Origin of the sequence: Rhizobium sp. FKY42, assembly GCF_005222835.1 — a bacterium.
Taxonomy (GTDB): Bacteria; Pseudomonadota; Alphaproteobacteria; order Rhizobiales; family Rhizobiaceae; genus Neorhizobium.
The window spans coordinates 101288-116822 of sequence record NZ_STGA01000065.1; the positions used below are offsets into that span (position 1 = coordinate 101288).

Here is a 15535-nt window from a genome sequence, read left to right on the forward strand (position 1 = left end):
TGCCGGATCTCCCATCATGAAAAGGGCGGTGCATTGCATCGCCCTTTTTGCATTATTTCCCGCACCAATTGCGCTGCATCAGCCTCAGACAAGCTCTTTGTCGCAGAAGAAAGACATCATGCGAGCAAAGCGACGTCCGGCCAGGGACTGCCGGAATGTCCAGGGCGATGTGGGGAAACAAATGAACATGACCGTACCAGCGACAAGCGTCGATCCGGTAGCAGTGATACAGGCTGTTTTTCAGCGTGCGCGTCAGCAGCAATTGCCTCTCGCAGAGCTTATTCAGACGGTTGAGAAGCTAAGCGCCGCAGGTGCCGCCACGGTGGCGCTCGATCTCTACAAGACCTGGATCGCGTTCAACGACAAGAACCCGATGCTTCATGTCGCATCCTTCAACTATGCCGTCTTGCTCAACCAGACCGGCGATACGGCTGGTGCGATCCAGGCTCTGCGGGCAACGATCGCTTCCAAGCCGGAATTTGCGCCTGCGCACATCAATCTGGGGCGCGTCTACGAAGATGCCCAGATGATTGGGCGCGCGGTCGAGCAATGGCGCAATTTCGCCAATACCTCCAATGAGATCACGGCTGAACGCTTGAGCTTTCGCCTCATGGCGCTGAAGCACATGGGGCGCGTTCTGGAAAACTCGGGCCTTCTGGAGGAAGCCGAAGCGGTTCTCTGGCTCGCAATCGAGCTTGATCCAAGCAAGCAGGATGCGTCGCAGCACTGGCTTGCCACGCGCCAGCATCAATGCAAATGGCCGATTTTCACAACGTCCGAACATGTGACGCGTCAGCAGTTGACCGATGCCATGTCGCCGATGACCATCGCCTGCTTCGCCGATGATCCGCTGTTCCAGCTGGGCAAGGCCTATCGCTACAACAAGAAGCTCGTCGGCAGGCCGGATACGAGCGGACTGCAGCGCAAGCCGGTGCGCAACAGGCTGGAGGCCGGCCAGCGCGTTCGCGTCGGCTATCTGTCTTCGGACCTGCGCGAACATGCGGTCGGCTTCGCACTCTGCGAGGTTCTGGAGCTTCACGACAAGGAAAAGGTCGAGGTCTACGGCTATTATTGCGGTATTCCGCGCAGCAACGACAAGACGCATGACCGTATCCGCGCCGTCATGGATGGCTGGTGCGATATAAACGGCATGAGCGATATCGATGTCGCCAAGAAGATCATCGACGATGAAATCGATATCCTGATCGATGTGAACGGCTACACCAAGCAGGCACGCGCCGGTGTCTTTGCCTATCGCCCTGCACCTGTTATCGTGAACTTCTGCGGTTATCCGGGAACGCTTGCCAGCCCGTTCCACCAGTATCTCATCACCGACGACTACATCGTTCCGCCGGAGCGTGAGCTTTACTACAGCGAAAAGGTGCTGCGCATCCCTTGCGAGCAGCCGGTGGATCGCAAACGCGAAATTGCACCGAAGCCCACCCGCGCGGAATATGGATTGCCGGACGATGCCTTCATCTATGCCTGCTTCAATGGTATGCAGAAGATTACGGAAGCCTGCTTCCTGCGCTGGATGAAGATCCTGGCGGCCACTCCGGGCAGCATTCTCTGGCTGTTGGGCGACAAAGACCCCATCCATCAGAGACTGCGCAAGATCGCCGCCGAGAACGGAGTTGATCCGGATCGCATCTACTTCGCCACCAAGGTTCCCAACCCCAAGCATCTGGCCCGCATTGCGCTTGCCGACCTGTTCCTGGATACCTTCCCCTATGGCGCCCATTCCACGGCCGCAGATGCCATCACTATGGGCCTTCCGGTTCTGACGGTTCCCGGCATAGGTTTCCCGTCCCGCTTCTGCGCCAGCATCGTTTCTGCAGCCGGTATTCCCGAAATGATCTGCGGCTCGGCGGAGGAATATGTTGCCAAGGCGATTTCCTTCGGCCGCAATCGCAAGGCGATTGAAGCCGTCAAGGCAACGCTTGCCGCCAAGCGTGAAACCTGCACCTTGCGCGATATGCCAGGTCTTGCGCGTCGCCTGGAAGAACTGTTTTACGAAATGCAGGAGGCGGCCGAGCAGGGCAAGCTGCCTGTTCCCAATCTTCGCAACCTCGATGTCTACTATGAGATCGGTGCTGAACTGATCCATGAGGGGCAGGAAATGCAGGATGAGGCCGCCTATCGTCAGCACTACCGTGACAAGCTGGCCGCACGGGACGCGATCGAGCCTCTGTTGGCCGATCCGCGCCTTTGGCCGGAAGGGACTGCCTGACACCAAGCAGAGTGGCAGGGCAGCCAATTGCCCTGCCAGCTACAGACAAGTTTTAAGCTCTAACAAGACGTTATTATCAACGGACAGTGGAGACAGGGTCCGGTCACAGCTTCAGGATACCCGCTCTGGCGCCCCTTGTGTGTGATCGTATGCTCCAGCTCCTTCTCGTCAGGCTGATCACGTGGGGACGGGATGAAGCTATCAGTCATGATTCGTGGAAATAACTTCCTCGAAGCCGATCGTTTTGGTTTTCCGATGGATGGCCGGGACAACGTAAAATCGCTTCTGGAGAAGATCGTCCAGCCGGTTCGCAGCCTCAATCCGGGCGCCCGCATCTTCCTGGTTACCTATGACAGTCCGGCTCTTGAAGAGATAAAAACCACTCTCGAGCCGTGCGAGCTTGTTGTGCTGGATCCGAAGGGAAGCAGCCAGATCGAAACCTTCAAGCATGGCATCAAGCATATCTTTGAGCAGGATGATTGCGATGCGGTGCTAAGTGTTCGCTTCGATCTTGAATTCAAGAAAAGCTTCTATTCCTGGGGCCTGCAGCTCAGTGATGATGCCATCTACTTCCCATGGAAGGAATATCTGGCGGCCTGGCGCGATCATCGCCGCGTCGGCGATGCGGTGCATATCATCGGTCGGAAGGCGCTGCCCGATTTCTACTCCGGGCTGACGCTGTGCCAGGTTGCGGGCCGCAAGGACCTGCATCTTCTCTACTACATGACGCGCACCCTGAACGGCAATTTGCGGTTCATCGAAGACGGCTATTGGGATTCCAACACGGTCTATCTCAACCCTGAATGTGATAATCCCCTTTACCGCATTTTCAACCGGCCGAAGCTGGATGGCTACGCGCCCTATACAGGCCGGGTCGTGACCGAGATCCGGGGCGAATAAACGTTACCGCTGGCCGCAAAACCGCGGACGAAGAATGGGCAAGGAATACCGATGAAAATTCTGGCGCACCGGGGATGGTGGAAAGAGGATTCGGAAAAGAACAGCGAGATTGCGTTCCGCAGAGCGTTCGAAGCTGGTTTTGGCGTCGAAACCGATGTGCGCGACCAGAATGGTATTCTGCGCATTGCCCATGACATCCCCGTCGGCGAAGGGCTCATGGCGTTCGATACGTTTCTGAAGCTGCACAAGGCCTATCCCCAAGCTGGCACCATTGCCCTGAACATCAAGGCGGATGGCTTGCAGCGCCCTGTCAGGACGTTGCTTGATCAGGTTGGCGTTCAGGATCTTTTCTGTTTCGACATGGCCGTGCCGGATGCGCTTGGCTATTTCCGCGAAGGTTTCGTGACCTACACGCGTCATTCCGAAATCGAGCCGGTGCCTCCTTTCTACGACAAGGCGCATGGCGTCTGGATCGACTGCTTCTATTCCGACTGGATCCAGCCGGACGATGTCCATCGCCATCTGGAGGCGGGCAAAACGGTCGCACTCGTCTCGCCTGAGCTGCACAAGCGCGATCACAAGGCAGCGTGGAAGGCCTGGGCGGATATTCGAAGCGAAAACGTATTCCTGTGCACCGATCTGCCGGATGCGGCAGCGGAATTCTGGGCATAGGCTAAGACAAGGCGAGGGTGGAGTAAGGTCATGGGGAAGGCACGATGATCAAGGCGGTGCTGTTCGATATGGATGGCGTTCTCATCGATGCCAAGGAATGGCATTACGAGACGCTGAATGATGCGCTTGCGCTTTTCGGCCTCAATATCAGCCGCGCAGAACATCTTGCGGTCTATGACGGCTTGCCCACACGCAAGAAGCTGGAAATGCTCAGCAAGTCGCAAGGATTGCCGACGAGGCTACACGAATTCGTCAACGCCCTGAAGCAGAGCATGACCTATCAGGCCGTGATCAGCAAATGCCGCCCTGTCTTTCATCACCAATATGCGCTTGCTCGTCTAAAGCGTGAAGGGCGCAGCATCGCCGTCTGTTCGAACTCTGTGCGCTCCACCGTCGAAGCCATGATGCGCCAGTCCGACCTGCTGCAATATCTGGATTTCTTCCTGTCCAATCAGGATGTTGCCAAGGCCAAGCCCGACCCGGAAATCTACCTGACCGCCATCGAGCGGTTCGGCTTTCAACCCGGTGAGTGCCTCATCATTGAAGACAACGAGCACGGCATTCAGGCCGCACGGGCGTCAGGTGCCCATGTGCTCGTGGTCGGCTCCACCAATGATGTGACCTATGACAGGATCCAGAACGAAATCAGAAAGATAGAGGCGTCTGCAGCATGAGGTACCTTATCCCGATCGCCTCGAAGGACGACCTTTTCCCCAAGGACGAGTTCCATTTCCCCAAGCCGCTGATCGAAATCGACGGCATGCCGATGATCGCGCTGGTGGTCAACAATATCCGTCGCCGCGATCCATCCGCCTCCTTCATCTTCGTCATCCTGAAGCAGGATGCAGTCGAATACAGTCTGGACTCGATCCTGATGCTGCTCGCAGGACCGGATACGAGCGTCATACAGCTGGCGCATCCCACCATGGGGGCGGTCTGCTCTGCGCTGATGGCCGTCGATCATATCGTTGAAGGCGAGCCGCTGATCATCTGCAACGGCGACCAGATCATCGATGCCGATCTTGGTGCGATTGCCTGGGAATTCACGTCGTCCGGCGTCGAAGCCGGTGTCGTGACGTTCAAGTCGGTGCATCCGCGCTGGTCCTATATCCGCGAGGACGAAGCCGGTATGGTCATCGAGACAGCCGAGAAGCGCGTTCTCAGCCGCAAGGCTATCGCCGGCTATTACTACTTCAAGACGGGCTCCCTGTTTATCGAGGCCACCAAGCGATATCTTCTGAAGGCGGATTCTCTGGGAGGCCGCTACTATCTCTCGCCGGTCCTCAATGAGGTGGTGCTCGAAGGCGGCAAGGTCAGCCAGTACGAGATCGAGAGCGAAGCCTACATCTCGTTCTATTCACCGCAGCGCATCGAGTTTTACCGCAACGAGATCAAGGGCAAGCGCGGCGTGATCCAGACGGCGGCTCCTGCCATTCAGGTGGTCATCCCCATGGCGGGGTTGGGAAGCCGCTTCGCCAAGGAAGGCTATGCCAAGCCCAAGCCCTTCATCGATGTGAAGGGCCAGACGATGATCGAGCGGGTCATGGACAATCTGCGGATCGCCAATGGCCGCTTTGTCCTCATCGCGCGCCAGGAGCATCTGGATGCAGAACCTGACGTGGTGCAGGAGCTGGAAGCCCGCGGCGATCTTGTCTTCTCGCCGATCGATTTCGTGACGGAGGGGGCTGCCTGCACGGTCCTGACATCGAGACGCCACCTCAATCCCGATGCGCCGCTGCTAATCGCGAATTGCGACCAGATTGTCGATTTTGCCGTGGAGGATTTCATCCGCGATGCCATCAGCCGAGATCTGGATGGCTCAATCCTGTGCTTCAAGGACAAGGATCGCGACCCGAAATGGTCCTTTGCCCGAATCAACCAGCAGGGGCTCGTGGAGGAAGTGAAGGAGAAGGTTGCGATTTCCGACAATGCCACCGTCGGGATCTACTACTTCAAGCGTGCCGGCGACTTCATCAATGCGGCGACCGATATGATTGCCCGCAACGAACGCACGAACAACGAATTCTACGTCTGCCCGGTCTATAATGACCTGATCCGTGAAAGTGCGAAAATCGGGATCTACATGATCGCGCCCGAGGCCATGCATGGGATCGGCACGCCCGCCGATCTCAACACCTATCTGAAACTGATCTGACGGCCATGAAATGTGTCGTGCCTCTGGCTGGCCCTGATTTGTGGACGCAGACCTTCGGTTTCCGCCCACTGGTTCCGGTCGAGGGCAGGCCGCTCCTGCAGGTAGCGCTGGAACAGCGTGCCTGGAGGGACAGGCTGGAGAGCCGCGACTACATTTTCGTTCTGAGGGATGTCGAAGGGCTCGATCAGCTGGAGCAGGCTCTAAGGGCGATGTGGCCAGATTGCCGGATCGTCCGGCTCTCTCATCTGACCGGTGGTGCGCTCTATTCGGCGCTTGGCGCCATGTCGCTGGTCGCTCCGGATGAGCCAGTCATCGTTGATCTGGCCGATATCCTTTTCACGGAAGGCCCGGAAGACCCGGAACATCTGTTCAAAGCCCGAGACTGGGGGGCAATTGTTCCGGTCTTTCAGTCCACGGAGCCCTGCTACAGTTATCTCGAAATAGAAGACGGCAGTGTTCTGCGCGCGCGTGAAAAGCAGGTCATTTCCGACCATGCCTCGGCTGGTGTCTATATGTTTGCCAATCCGCAGATTTATCTGACAGCTGCCGTTCACAGCCTGCAGCAGAGAGACGAACTGAGCTATCGCAATCTGTTGTTCATCTGCCCCATGGTGAACGGGGTGATTGCCGCCGGGAAGCAGGTGCTGGCTCCGGCAATTCGAGCCGTGCAGCCGGTCGGCAAGCTATTTCATCTCTGAACCACCAGTCCCGCCAGCATGGTCGATCATGTCTTCAGCAGGCACAATCGATTCCTGATTTTATTCCCTTACACCTGCGCATAGGCAGCGATAATGGCATCCAGCTGGCTGCTACTGAGCGCGCGAACTTGCGCCGATGTCAGCACATCCAGCTGATCATCGCTCAATCCCATGATCTGGTTGGTCTTCAGGCTGGTGATCGAGCGCGTCGAGATGGCCGCGATGTCGCCGGTGCTGAAGGACTGGAGATCTTCCAGAAGCATGGCGGCAATCTGCGCGCCGGTGAGAACGCTGACCTGGGCTGAATCGAGCGTTTCGATCTGTTCAGAGGACAGTGCAACGATCTGAGCTGTTGTCAGCCCGAAAACCTGTGCGGTTGTGAGCGCCTGGATCTGGGTCGTGGTCAGCTGTTCGATGGCAGCGGTCGAGAGGCTGCGGATCGTCCGGCTTGAAATGGCAGCGATCTGCGATGAGGTGAAGGAGCTCAATGCATCTCCGGCAAGGCCGGACAGCGAGTCAGGTTTCAGCGCCGCGATCTGGCCTGTCGTCATGGCGCCCAATTGCTGGCTTGTCAGACCGGCAACCTGCGCGCTCGACAGGAGATTGATGAATTGTGAGGAGAGAACCGAAATCTGCGCTGTCGAAAGGGCTGCCAGATTAAGACCGGGTGCCTGCCGCAGCGATAGTGAGGCAATCTGGGTTGTGGTCAGATTGGCAACCTGCTCTGAAGAGAGCGATGCGATGGCGCTGCTTTGCAAGGTCTTGAACAGAGGCGTCGAGATGGCCGCGATCTGATCCGTCGACAATAGCGAAAGATCGAGCGTGCCGATCTGGCGTCCATTCATCACAGCAATCTGGCCTGTCGTAATCGCGGCCAGCTGGGTCGAGGAAAGGCTGCCGATCTGCTGGGATGTCAGGTTAGCAAACTGACTTGTCGAAAGCCCTTGGATCTGGTCATCGGACAATGCCGATATCACGCTTGTCGAAAGCCCTCGTACGGAGGACGAGACAATGGCCGCCATTTCATCGGTCGTGAAAGTGGCTATGTCCTCGCTTTCGAAGCCGGACAATGCAGTAGAGCGCATGATGGCAATCTGGCCGCTTGTAAAGGCTTCTGCCTGCGCAGATGAAAGGTTTGCAATCTGCGTGCTCGTCAGGAGACTGATGAGGCTATCGGACAGGACGCCGATCTGATCCGGCGATAGCGCTGTGATGTCCAGTCCACCTGCCTGACGGCTCTTGAAGGCAGCAATCTGGCCAGTGGTCAAGGCCGCAATCTGATCCGTGGAAAAATCCGCAATGAAGGTGCTGCTCAATCCACTGAGCGTGTTGGTAGACAGGACGCTGATCTGGCCCGTCGTCAGCGCATCGGCATTCAGTTCCATCAGCTGACGGGCAGACATTGCAGCAATCTGGTCATTGCTGAAGAGGCCGATCTGGTTGTCGGAAAAGGCGCGAAGCTGCTGGGATGTCATCCCGGCAATCTGGCCGCTGGACAGGGTCTGGATCTGGCTGCTGTTCAAGGTCGCGATTGCGGCGGTGGACAGGCCGCGAATATCATTGGCCTTGATAGCCGCCACTTCGTCATTGGTCAGTGACGCAATATCCGCAGTCTGCAGACCCGAAAGGCCGGCCGTGCGCATGGCTGCAATCTGCGTACTTGTCAGCGCCTGGGCCTGGTCGTCTGAAAGGCCTGCAATCTGGCTGCTGCTGAGAACGCTGACGAAGCTCGTGGAAAGTGCCGCGATCTGTTGGGTCGAGAGGGCCGATAAGTCGACCCAGGCCACCTGGCGCGAGGTCAGTGCGGAGATCTGCGTCGTGGTCAGGCTCGATGCGTTGGAATCAATCAGGGCAGACAGCGCGCCGCTGGCAAGGCTGCCAATCTGGCTCGTCGTGAGCGCAGCGATCTGCGCGTTGGAGAGGGCTGCAATCTGGCTGGTACTCAGACCCTTGATACCACTGCCGGAAATGGCAGCAATTTCATCCGTCGTGAACGTGGCAAGGGCGCTTGGCGAAAAAGCTGCGATATCGCTCGAAGCCATTGCCTTGATCTGATCGACGGTAAAGGCCGATACCTGCGAATCCGAGAAGCTGCTGAGCTGGCTCGTATAGAAAGCCGTAACCTGCGAAGCAGAAAGCCCTTCGATCTGCTGGGACGAGAGAACCGCCAGCTGACTGGCGTTGAGACCCACCAGGGAGCTGGCCGTGACCGCGGCGATCTGTGTGGCGCTGAGTACGGCGACATTGTTGGCACCCAATGCCTGCAGCTGATTTGACCGTAAAACCTTGATCTGGTCTGTCCGCAGGGAGGCGACGTCGGCCGTCGTCCAGGCACTGATCGCAGCCGTATCCAGCCTCCGGATTTCGGCGGGCGTCAAACTGGAAACTGGGTCGCTCATCAGCACTTTCCCTACAGATTAAATAATGCCTGCCAAAGCCAAAGCCGCAAAGCTGTATCGGGGACGGAGCAATTTCTAGACCGCGAAGCTTTTGCAAGGCCTGCGGCAAGACGGCAGACAGCATATTTAAGGCGTGAGATCATGGCTCGTATGAGCCTCGCGCAAGAGATGTACATCATGCAGCGGAAACGATCCGCTTCTTGCGCCGTAGGTATTGGAAATTTCTAAAATGCCAGCGAGGCACTTTAGTCATCCGGTTAAAGGTAACGAAAGCAGGTTTAATTTTTGATTAATTTCTCAGCTCGTTGATACCATAAGTATGTGACGAAGCGATATTTTCTGGAAAAATCACGTTATGCGCGTGAGTTGTGCACGTTATCGGCTTTGGAACATGGCCCCCCATTCTTCCTCGTGACTGCCCGCATGATTTGCCATTCCGGGCTTGGTCAGGCAGCCTGACGGTTTCACATAGCTGTCGATCCTGCGCACTGGCTTTTCGTGCCAGGTAATGTTGAAAGCCCAGTATTTCGGGAAGAAATAAAGTGAGGAGTAGGGCAGGTGGTCGTGAATCCACCAGGCCAGCTTCTGCCAGTCGCCTTCCGCGTTGAAACGGTCCCAGAAGGATGGCACCACAATACAGGCAGTGGCCCCCATGCAGCCTTCTGCATCCAGTCTGTCCCAGATATGACCTGCATAATTGGCTTCGTTGACCGCACAATTGTAACTGCTCTTTCCGGCCCGCTGCATGTCATTGCCAAAGCCGTTCACCTCCGCCGAGCGATAGGCCGAACGAACGGCGATACGACCAAACCTGTCCTGCAAGGGCTCGAGCAGTTCTTCGCAAAGTCTCGTACCGGCGGCAATCGCCCGATCCGGATTGTCGGGGACGTTGTTGAAGCCGTGGATCGAGGCAATATCCGAGAACAGGAAATCGCGCATGAAAAAGGTTTTCGAAAGCCGGACGCGTCCGAATTCGGTAAGGCTGGCCACGCTGGCGGGCTTCTTCATTCGACGTATCCGTTTCGAGAGCTCTCACGCCCCAGAAATGGGGGGTGGAGATACTGGACCGAAGAGCCCCTCCGATGCCACCCGAAACCTGTGAGGTTTCGCGGTGGCATCCGGGTTATCAGCTGTTTGCTGCGTAAGCCGCGGCGATCATTGCCACCTGTTCCGGGCTCATCATCTTGATCTGGTCTGCGGTAAAGGCGCTCAACTGTGCCTGGCTGAGTTGAGAGATGCCGTTCGAACTCAGACCGGCCACGCCCCGGCTGCTCAGGCTCGCAATGTCCTGTGTCGAGAAGGTTGCAAGGGAAGCGCCCAGAGAGGCAATCTGAGCTGAGGACAGGATGTTGACCTGAGCCGGTGTCAGCGCTTCCACCTGTGCCGATGTCAGGCTGGAAAGCACGTCCGTGCTCAGGCCTGCAATGGCAGTCGGATCCAGTGCCGCAATCTTGGCTGTCGTCATCGTTGCCAGCTTGTCAGAACCAAGCGCTGCGATCTGAACTGCATTCAGAGCGGCCACCTGACCTGTTCCCAAGGCTGCGATCTGCCCGCTCGACGCTGCACGGATTTGCGCAAAGCTCATCTTGCCGACCTGTGTCGGGACAAGGGCGGCGAATTGTTCATGATCCAGCGCGGCAATCTGCGCCGTCGTCATGCCGGCGATGGTTTCCGGACGGATCGCCGCGATGTCACCGGTCGAGAAGGTGCCGATGGCGCCAAGGCTCAGCACCCCGATCTGGGCCGATGTCAAGGCACCTATCTGCTCCGTCGAGAACGCATCCAGCTGGATGGTTGAAAACGCGGCGATCTGGCCTGTCGTCAGGCCGGCAATCGCGCCGGATGCCAGCGACATGACCTGCTGCGTCGTCAGGGCAGCGATGTTGGCCGAGCCGAGCATGCCGATTTGCAAGGCGGAAAGAGCACCGATCTGCGTGGTCGAAAGAGATGCAACCTGCGTCGTCGTCATGGCCGTGATCTGGCTTGGTCGCAGGGCTGCCAGTTGCGTGGTCGAGAGCGTCACGATCTGCTCTCCCGTCATCGATGCAAGCCCTGTTGCGGATAGCCCCGCCAGCGCAGACACGTTCAGGGCGGCAATATCCGCTGTCGAAAGGGTTCCGATTGCATCCGCGCCGAAAGCCGCAAGCTGTGTGGATGTAAGAGCGCCGATCTGGGCCGTGGACAGGCTGTCGAACTGTGCAATGCCCATTGCGCCGATCTGATCGCTGGTCAGTCCGGCAATGGCTGCGGAGGGAATGGCCTGTATCTGGCTTCCCAGAAGTCCCGCAATCGCTGCGGGCGACATCGCGCCCACCTGTGCACTGCTGAGGGCTGCAATCTGGCTCGTCGTCAGGGCGCCGATCTGGGCCGCGGGCAGAGCGGTCAGCTGGGTAGTGGTCAGCTTTGCGATCTGGGCTGTTGTCAGGGAGGCCAGCTTCGTCTGGCCAAGGGAGGCAAGACTGGACGGAGAAAGGCCTGCCAGGGCATCCGGAGTAAGCTGCGCCAATGCGTCGGTCGAAAAGAGCTGGAGATTGGCGGCATCCAGGGTGGCAAGTTGCGCGGATGTCAAAGCGCCAAGCTGGGCTGAGGTCAGCGCACTGATCTGTGTACCAGAGAGTGCATCTATCTGCGTTGTCGTCAGGCCGCTGATGGCCTTGGCCGTCAGCGCCTGCATCTGCTCTTCGGACAATGAGGCTGTTGCGTCTCCACTCAAGGCACCGATCTGAGTGTTGTCAAGCGCGGCCAGTTGGGCGGTGGAAAGCGAATCGATCTGCGTCGCCGTCAGGGCGTTGATCTGGCTCGTATTTAGTCCGGCCACCTGTGCCGTCGTCAGGGCCTTCAGATAGGGGTCCGTCAGGGATGAGACGACGCTGCTTTCCAACCCGCCAAGCGCTGCGGGGGTCAGTGCGGAGATCATGTTGGTGGACAGGTCACTCCAGATCGCATCCGGCAAGGCCGTGACCTGCGCTGCGGTCAGCGCTGCAAACTGCGTTCTGGTCAGGCTCTTGATCTGGTCGCTGGAGAGAGCCGTTACCTGATCCGTGGTCAATGCGGCAACCGATGTGGCGGGCAGCGCATTGATCTGGTCGATCGTCAGGGCGGCAATGCCACCGGACGACAGGGATGCCACCTGCGCGGTCGTCAATCCCTGGACCTGCGCCACGGAAAGCACTTCGACCTGAGCGGGCGTCAGAACGGAAATCTGGCCGGTCGTCAGGGCGGCGATTTGTGCCGAAGAGAGAGCCCGGACGTTTTCAAGCGGCAATGCCGCCGTCAGGGCCGTGGAGAGGCTTGCCAGTGCGGCAGGTGATATGGCTGCGATTTCTGTGCTGGTGAACGTGGCAAGCTGGGTGCTGGTCATGGCACTGAGCTGGCCCGATTGCAGTCGGGCAATCTGGGTGCTGGAGAGAGCCTCGGCCTGCTCTTCGGTCATGAGCGAGATCTGTGCAGACGAAAGTCCCGTTACGGCGCCAGCCGAAAGTGCTGCGATTTGCTGGCCGGACAGGGCAGAGAAGCTTCCCGTGCTCAGGCTCGTCATCTGTGCGGCATTCAGGGCCGCAACCTGCGCCGTCGACAGAACGCCGATCTGGGCAGAGGTCAGCACGGCCGTCTGTGTTGTTTTCAGGGCTGCGAGCGCTGCGGTGGGCAGGGCTTCGACCTGATCAAGCTGCAATCCACCGATGACGGATGCGTCCAGACCGGCCAGAACTGCCGGTCTCAGCGCTGCAATCTGGGCCGGCTGCAAACTGGCTATCTTGCCGGACCCCAGCTGCGAGAGCTGACCTGACGTCAGGCCGCTGACCTGCGATGTCGAAAGATTGCTCAACTGATCGGTGGAAAGGCCTGCAATCTGTGTCGAGGTCAGACCGGCGATGGCATTGGCACTGAGTGCACCCAGTTGCTCGATCGTCATTCCGCTGACGAAGCTGGCCGGAAGAACCGCAATCTGCGCCGAGGTGAAGGCCCTCAGCTGTTGCGAGGACATTGCCTGAATCTGGCTGCTCTTCAGGGCCGCCATGTGCTCCGTGCGCAGGGCGGTTACCTGGCTGCCTGTGAGGGCGGCAATCTGGTCTTCCTGAAGGGCTGCCAGTGCAGCGGTCGAAATACCGCCGATGGCCGTGGGCTTGATGGCGGCGATGTCGCTGGAGGTGAAGCGCGCAATGCCGGCCGAGCTGAAGGCAGCAATCTGCCTGCTGCTCAGGCCATTGATCTGAAACGAGGTCAATGCATCGGCCTGATCTGTCGAAAAGGCGCTGATCTGGTCCGTGGTCAGGCTGGTCACGGCCTTCTGTGTCAGGGCGGCAATGCCGTCCCCGGAAAGCGCGGCCAGTACTTCCGTCTTCATGACGCTGACCTGACCCGCGGTGATTGCCGCGATCTGGCTCGTATCCAGTCCCTTGATCTGTTGCGAATTGAATACGGAAAACTGCGAAGGAGACAGGGCCGCAATCTGGCTGGGCAACAGGCCTGCGAGTTGATCGCCGCTGAGTTCCTCCAGATGAGCAGTCGTCAAAAGACCCATGGCCGAGCGATTGATGGCGCCGATTTCCTGGGAAGTGAACGTGGCAAGACTCGCCGGAGTGATTGCTCCAAGCTGTGTTGCACGAAGGCTTGAAATCTGCGAGGCGCTCAGCGCTTCGATCTGATCAACCGACATGGCCTTGATCTGGTCTACACTCAAGCCCGTGATTGCGGTCTTGCTGATCGCGCCGATCTGGTCGGAGGTGAAATTCGAGATGAAGCTTGCGGGTATCGTACCAATCTGGATGGCGCTGAGTGCGGCAAACTGGCTCGAGGTCAGTGCGGCGGCTTGGGAGGTGGAGAAGGCCGCAATCTGTCGCGCTGTCATGCGCTGGACCTGCTTGACCGTCAATGCCTGCACTTGATCATCGCTCAGGGCTGCAATCGCCGTGCTCGGCAGCCCGCCGATCGACGCCACGCTCAAGGCGGCGATGCCAGCCGTCGTGATCGCGTTGATTTTGGCAGGATCCAGGGCTGCAATCTGGCGTGGGCCCAGAACCGACAGCTGTGATGTGGACAGCGCCCCGACCTGATCGGCGGAAATGGCGCTCATTTGCGTTGTCGTCAGAGAGGCCAGAGCGCGCGTGCTGATGGCACTGATCTGGTCCGTGGTCATCTCCACCAGCGTGTCGGTGGATAGGCTGACCAGTTGAGACGGGGTCAGCATGCGGATCTGCGTCGTCGAGAATGCCGCGACCTGATCCGGCTCAAGCGCCGCCAGTTGGGCCGGCTTCAAGGCTGCGATCTGGGACGTGGTGAGTGCTGCCAGCTGCGCGGTGCTCAGCGACGCGAAAGCCGCCGTCGTCATGCCGGAAATCGCGCCGGAACTGATGGCTGCGATATCGGATGGCGGGAATGTTGCAAGGCCCGCCGATGTCAGTGCAGCGACCTGCCGTGCATTCAGGCCAGCGATCTGGTCCGGGGTCAAGGCTTCTGCGTGCTCATCGCCAAGTCCGGCAAGCTGCGTCGATGTCAGTGCGGCGACCTGCGAAGCGGTCAGTTTCGAGAAATTGTCCGTCGAGATGGCGGCCAGCTGGTCAACGGTCAGGCCAACGACGGCTCGGGCCGAAATGGCTGTGAGCTGACCGGAGGAAAGATTGGCCAGGGCATCTTCCTGAAGCGCTGCAACCTGCGTCGCCGAAAGCTCGCGGATCTGCGTCGACTTCAGTTCAGCCACATCGCTGGATGTCCAGGATGCGATTGTGGAGGCTGATAGAAGACGGATCTGGCTGGGCGTCAGTGAACCAATGGACGTCATAAGGGCGCTTTCCGGTCAGTCAGGTTGATGCGGCTGAAAATTCAGGATTTGAAACAAGCCGAGGGAACACTCATCCGGATGCCCTTGCAGACAGGCCAGCCTCCCGAGGAGGGAGCTGGACAGGTGCATTTTAGGAAACGTTCATTTTCCCGCTTTTCTGGCATCCTGCGCTACAGGTAGAATGCGACCCTTGAGCGAAGCTGGCTGCGTGCGTATCGAAATCGGATGGACGCCATTGCTTATCAACGAAAGCGACCCCAAGCATCAAATTCCGTATTGCCAGCTCTCTTATTTCGCGAAATAAAAGCGCCGCAACTCGCGTCTAGCGAGAAATGAACAAATGCCGCCAGCACAGAGGATGAACCGTCTGCATGGATGACGAAACACCGGCACGTTCCCTGTCCGAGCCGCACAAGGCTCTCCTCGGCTATCTCTGCGAGCAGGCGAACGATCCCAATATCCGCATCTTTGCCGTCATGGACGGTGCCTTCTTCCAGAACGTCGATGCAGACCTGCGCAATGCAGGCCTCTCGCGAAGACCGCTCTACCGCTATGGCGGTGATTACTCGGTGGTGATGGGCGGCCCGTGGATGGTCGATCCCTACCACCACGACAGGGATATTCAGGAAGAGATTGTCGCCTCAGCGAGGGCCGCCGCCAAAGGTCAGCCCGTGGCCGATATTACCCCTGACAGTCTATCCA

General features: G+C 58.4%; 9 protein-coding genes and 1 pseudogene. 7 read left to right on the plus strand and 3 right to left on the minus strand.

What is annotated here, in order from left to right; all coding sequences use genetic code 11:
• Positions 1-187: 187 nt before the first annotated feature.
• The 6 genes from E8M78_RS21255 to E8M78_RS21280 all read left to right on the plus strand — a co-directional run bounded on the left by E8M78_RS21255 (position 188) and on the right by E8M78_RS21280 (position 6655).
• Positions 188-2230: a glycosyl transferase gene (locus E8M78_RS21255; protein WP_137136951.1), complete on the plus strand. Its 2043-nt coding sequence runs from the start codon at positions 188-190 to the stop codon at positions 2228-2230.
• A gap of 207 nt (positions 2231-2437) precedes the next feature.
• The gene (locus tag E8M78_RS21260; protein WP_137136952.1) at positions 2438-3130 is read left to right on the plus strand and encodes a hypothetical protein; all 693 of its coding nucleotides are present in this window, start codon (positions 2438-2440) and stop codon (positions 3128-3130) included.
• Positions 3131-3181: 51 nt separating this feature from the next.
• Positions 3182-3802: a hypothetical protein gene (locus tag E8M78_RS21265; protein WP_137136953.1), complete on the plus strand. Its 621-nt coding sequence runs from the start codon at positions 3182-3184 to the stop codon at positions 3800-3802.
• A 44-nt stretch (positions 3803-3846) separates the two neighbouring features.
• Positions 3847-4476, plus strand: coding sequence for an HAD family phosphatase (locus tag E8M78_RS21270; RefSeq protein WP_137136954.1), 630 nt, complete (start codon positions 3847-3849; stop codon positions 4474-4476).
• Positions 4473-5957, plus strand: coding sequence for a glycosyltransferase family 2 protein (locus tag E8M78_RS21275; protein WP_137136955.1), 1485 nt, complete (start codon positions 4473-4475; stop codon positions 5955-5957). The genes E8M78_RS21270 and E8M78_RS21275 overlap by 4 nt, the downstream gene beginning before the upstream one ends.
• A gap of 17 nt (positions 5958-5974) precedes the next feature.
• Entirely contained in the window at positions 5975-6655 is a 681-nt protein-coding gene (locus tag E8M78_RS21280; RefSeq protein WP_137136956.1) for a hypothetical protein, read from the plus strand.
• Positions 6656-6723: 68 nt separating this feature from the next.
• On the opposite strand, the gene E8M78_RS21285 is transcribed toward E8M78_RS21280, so the two are convergent.
• From E8M78_RS21285 to E8M78_RS21295, 3 genes are all read right to left on the minus strand, one after another.
• Positions 6724-9054, minus strand: a complete 2331-nt coding sequence (locus E8M78_RS21285; RefSeq protein ID WP_137136957.1) for a hypothetical protein — start codon at positions 9052-9054, stop codon at positions 6724-6726.
• Between the two features lie 375 nt (positions 9055-9429).
• Entirely contained in the window at positions 9430-10062 is a 633-nt protein-coding gene (locus E8M78_RS21290) for a hypothetical protein (RefSeq protein WP_137136958.1), read from the minus strand.
• Positions 10063-10180: 118 nt separating this feature from the next.
• Positions 10181-14833 (minus strand): hypothetical protein, encoded by a 4653-nt coding sequence (locus E8M78_RS21295; RefSeq protein WP_137136959.1) that lies wholly within the window; start codon positions 14831-14833, stop codon positions 10181-10183.
• A gap of 371 nt (positions 14834-15204) precedes the next feature.
• On the opposite strand from E8M78_RS21295, the pseudogene E8M78_RS21300 reads away from it, so the two are divergent.
• Positions 15205-15535 (plus strand): annotated as a pseudogene (locus E8M78_RS21300) (hypothetical protein); the annotation flags it as partial.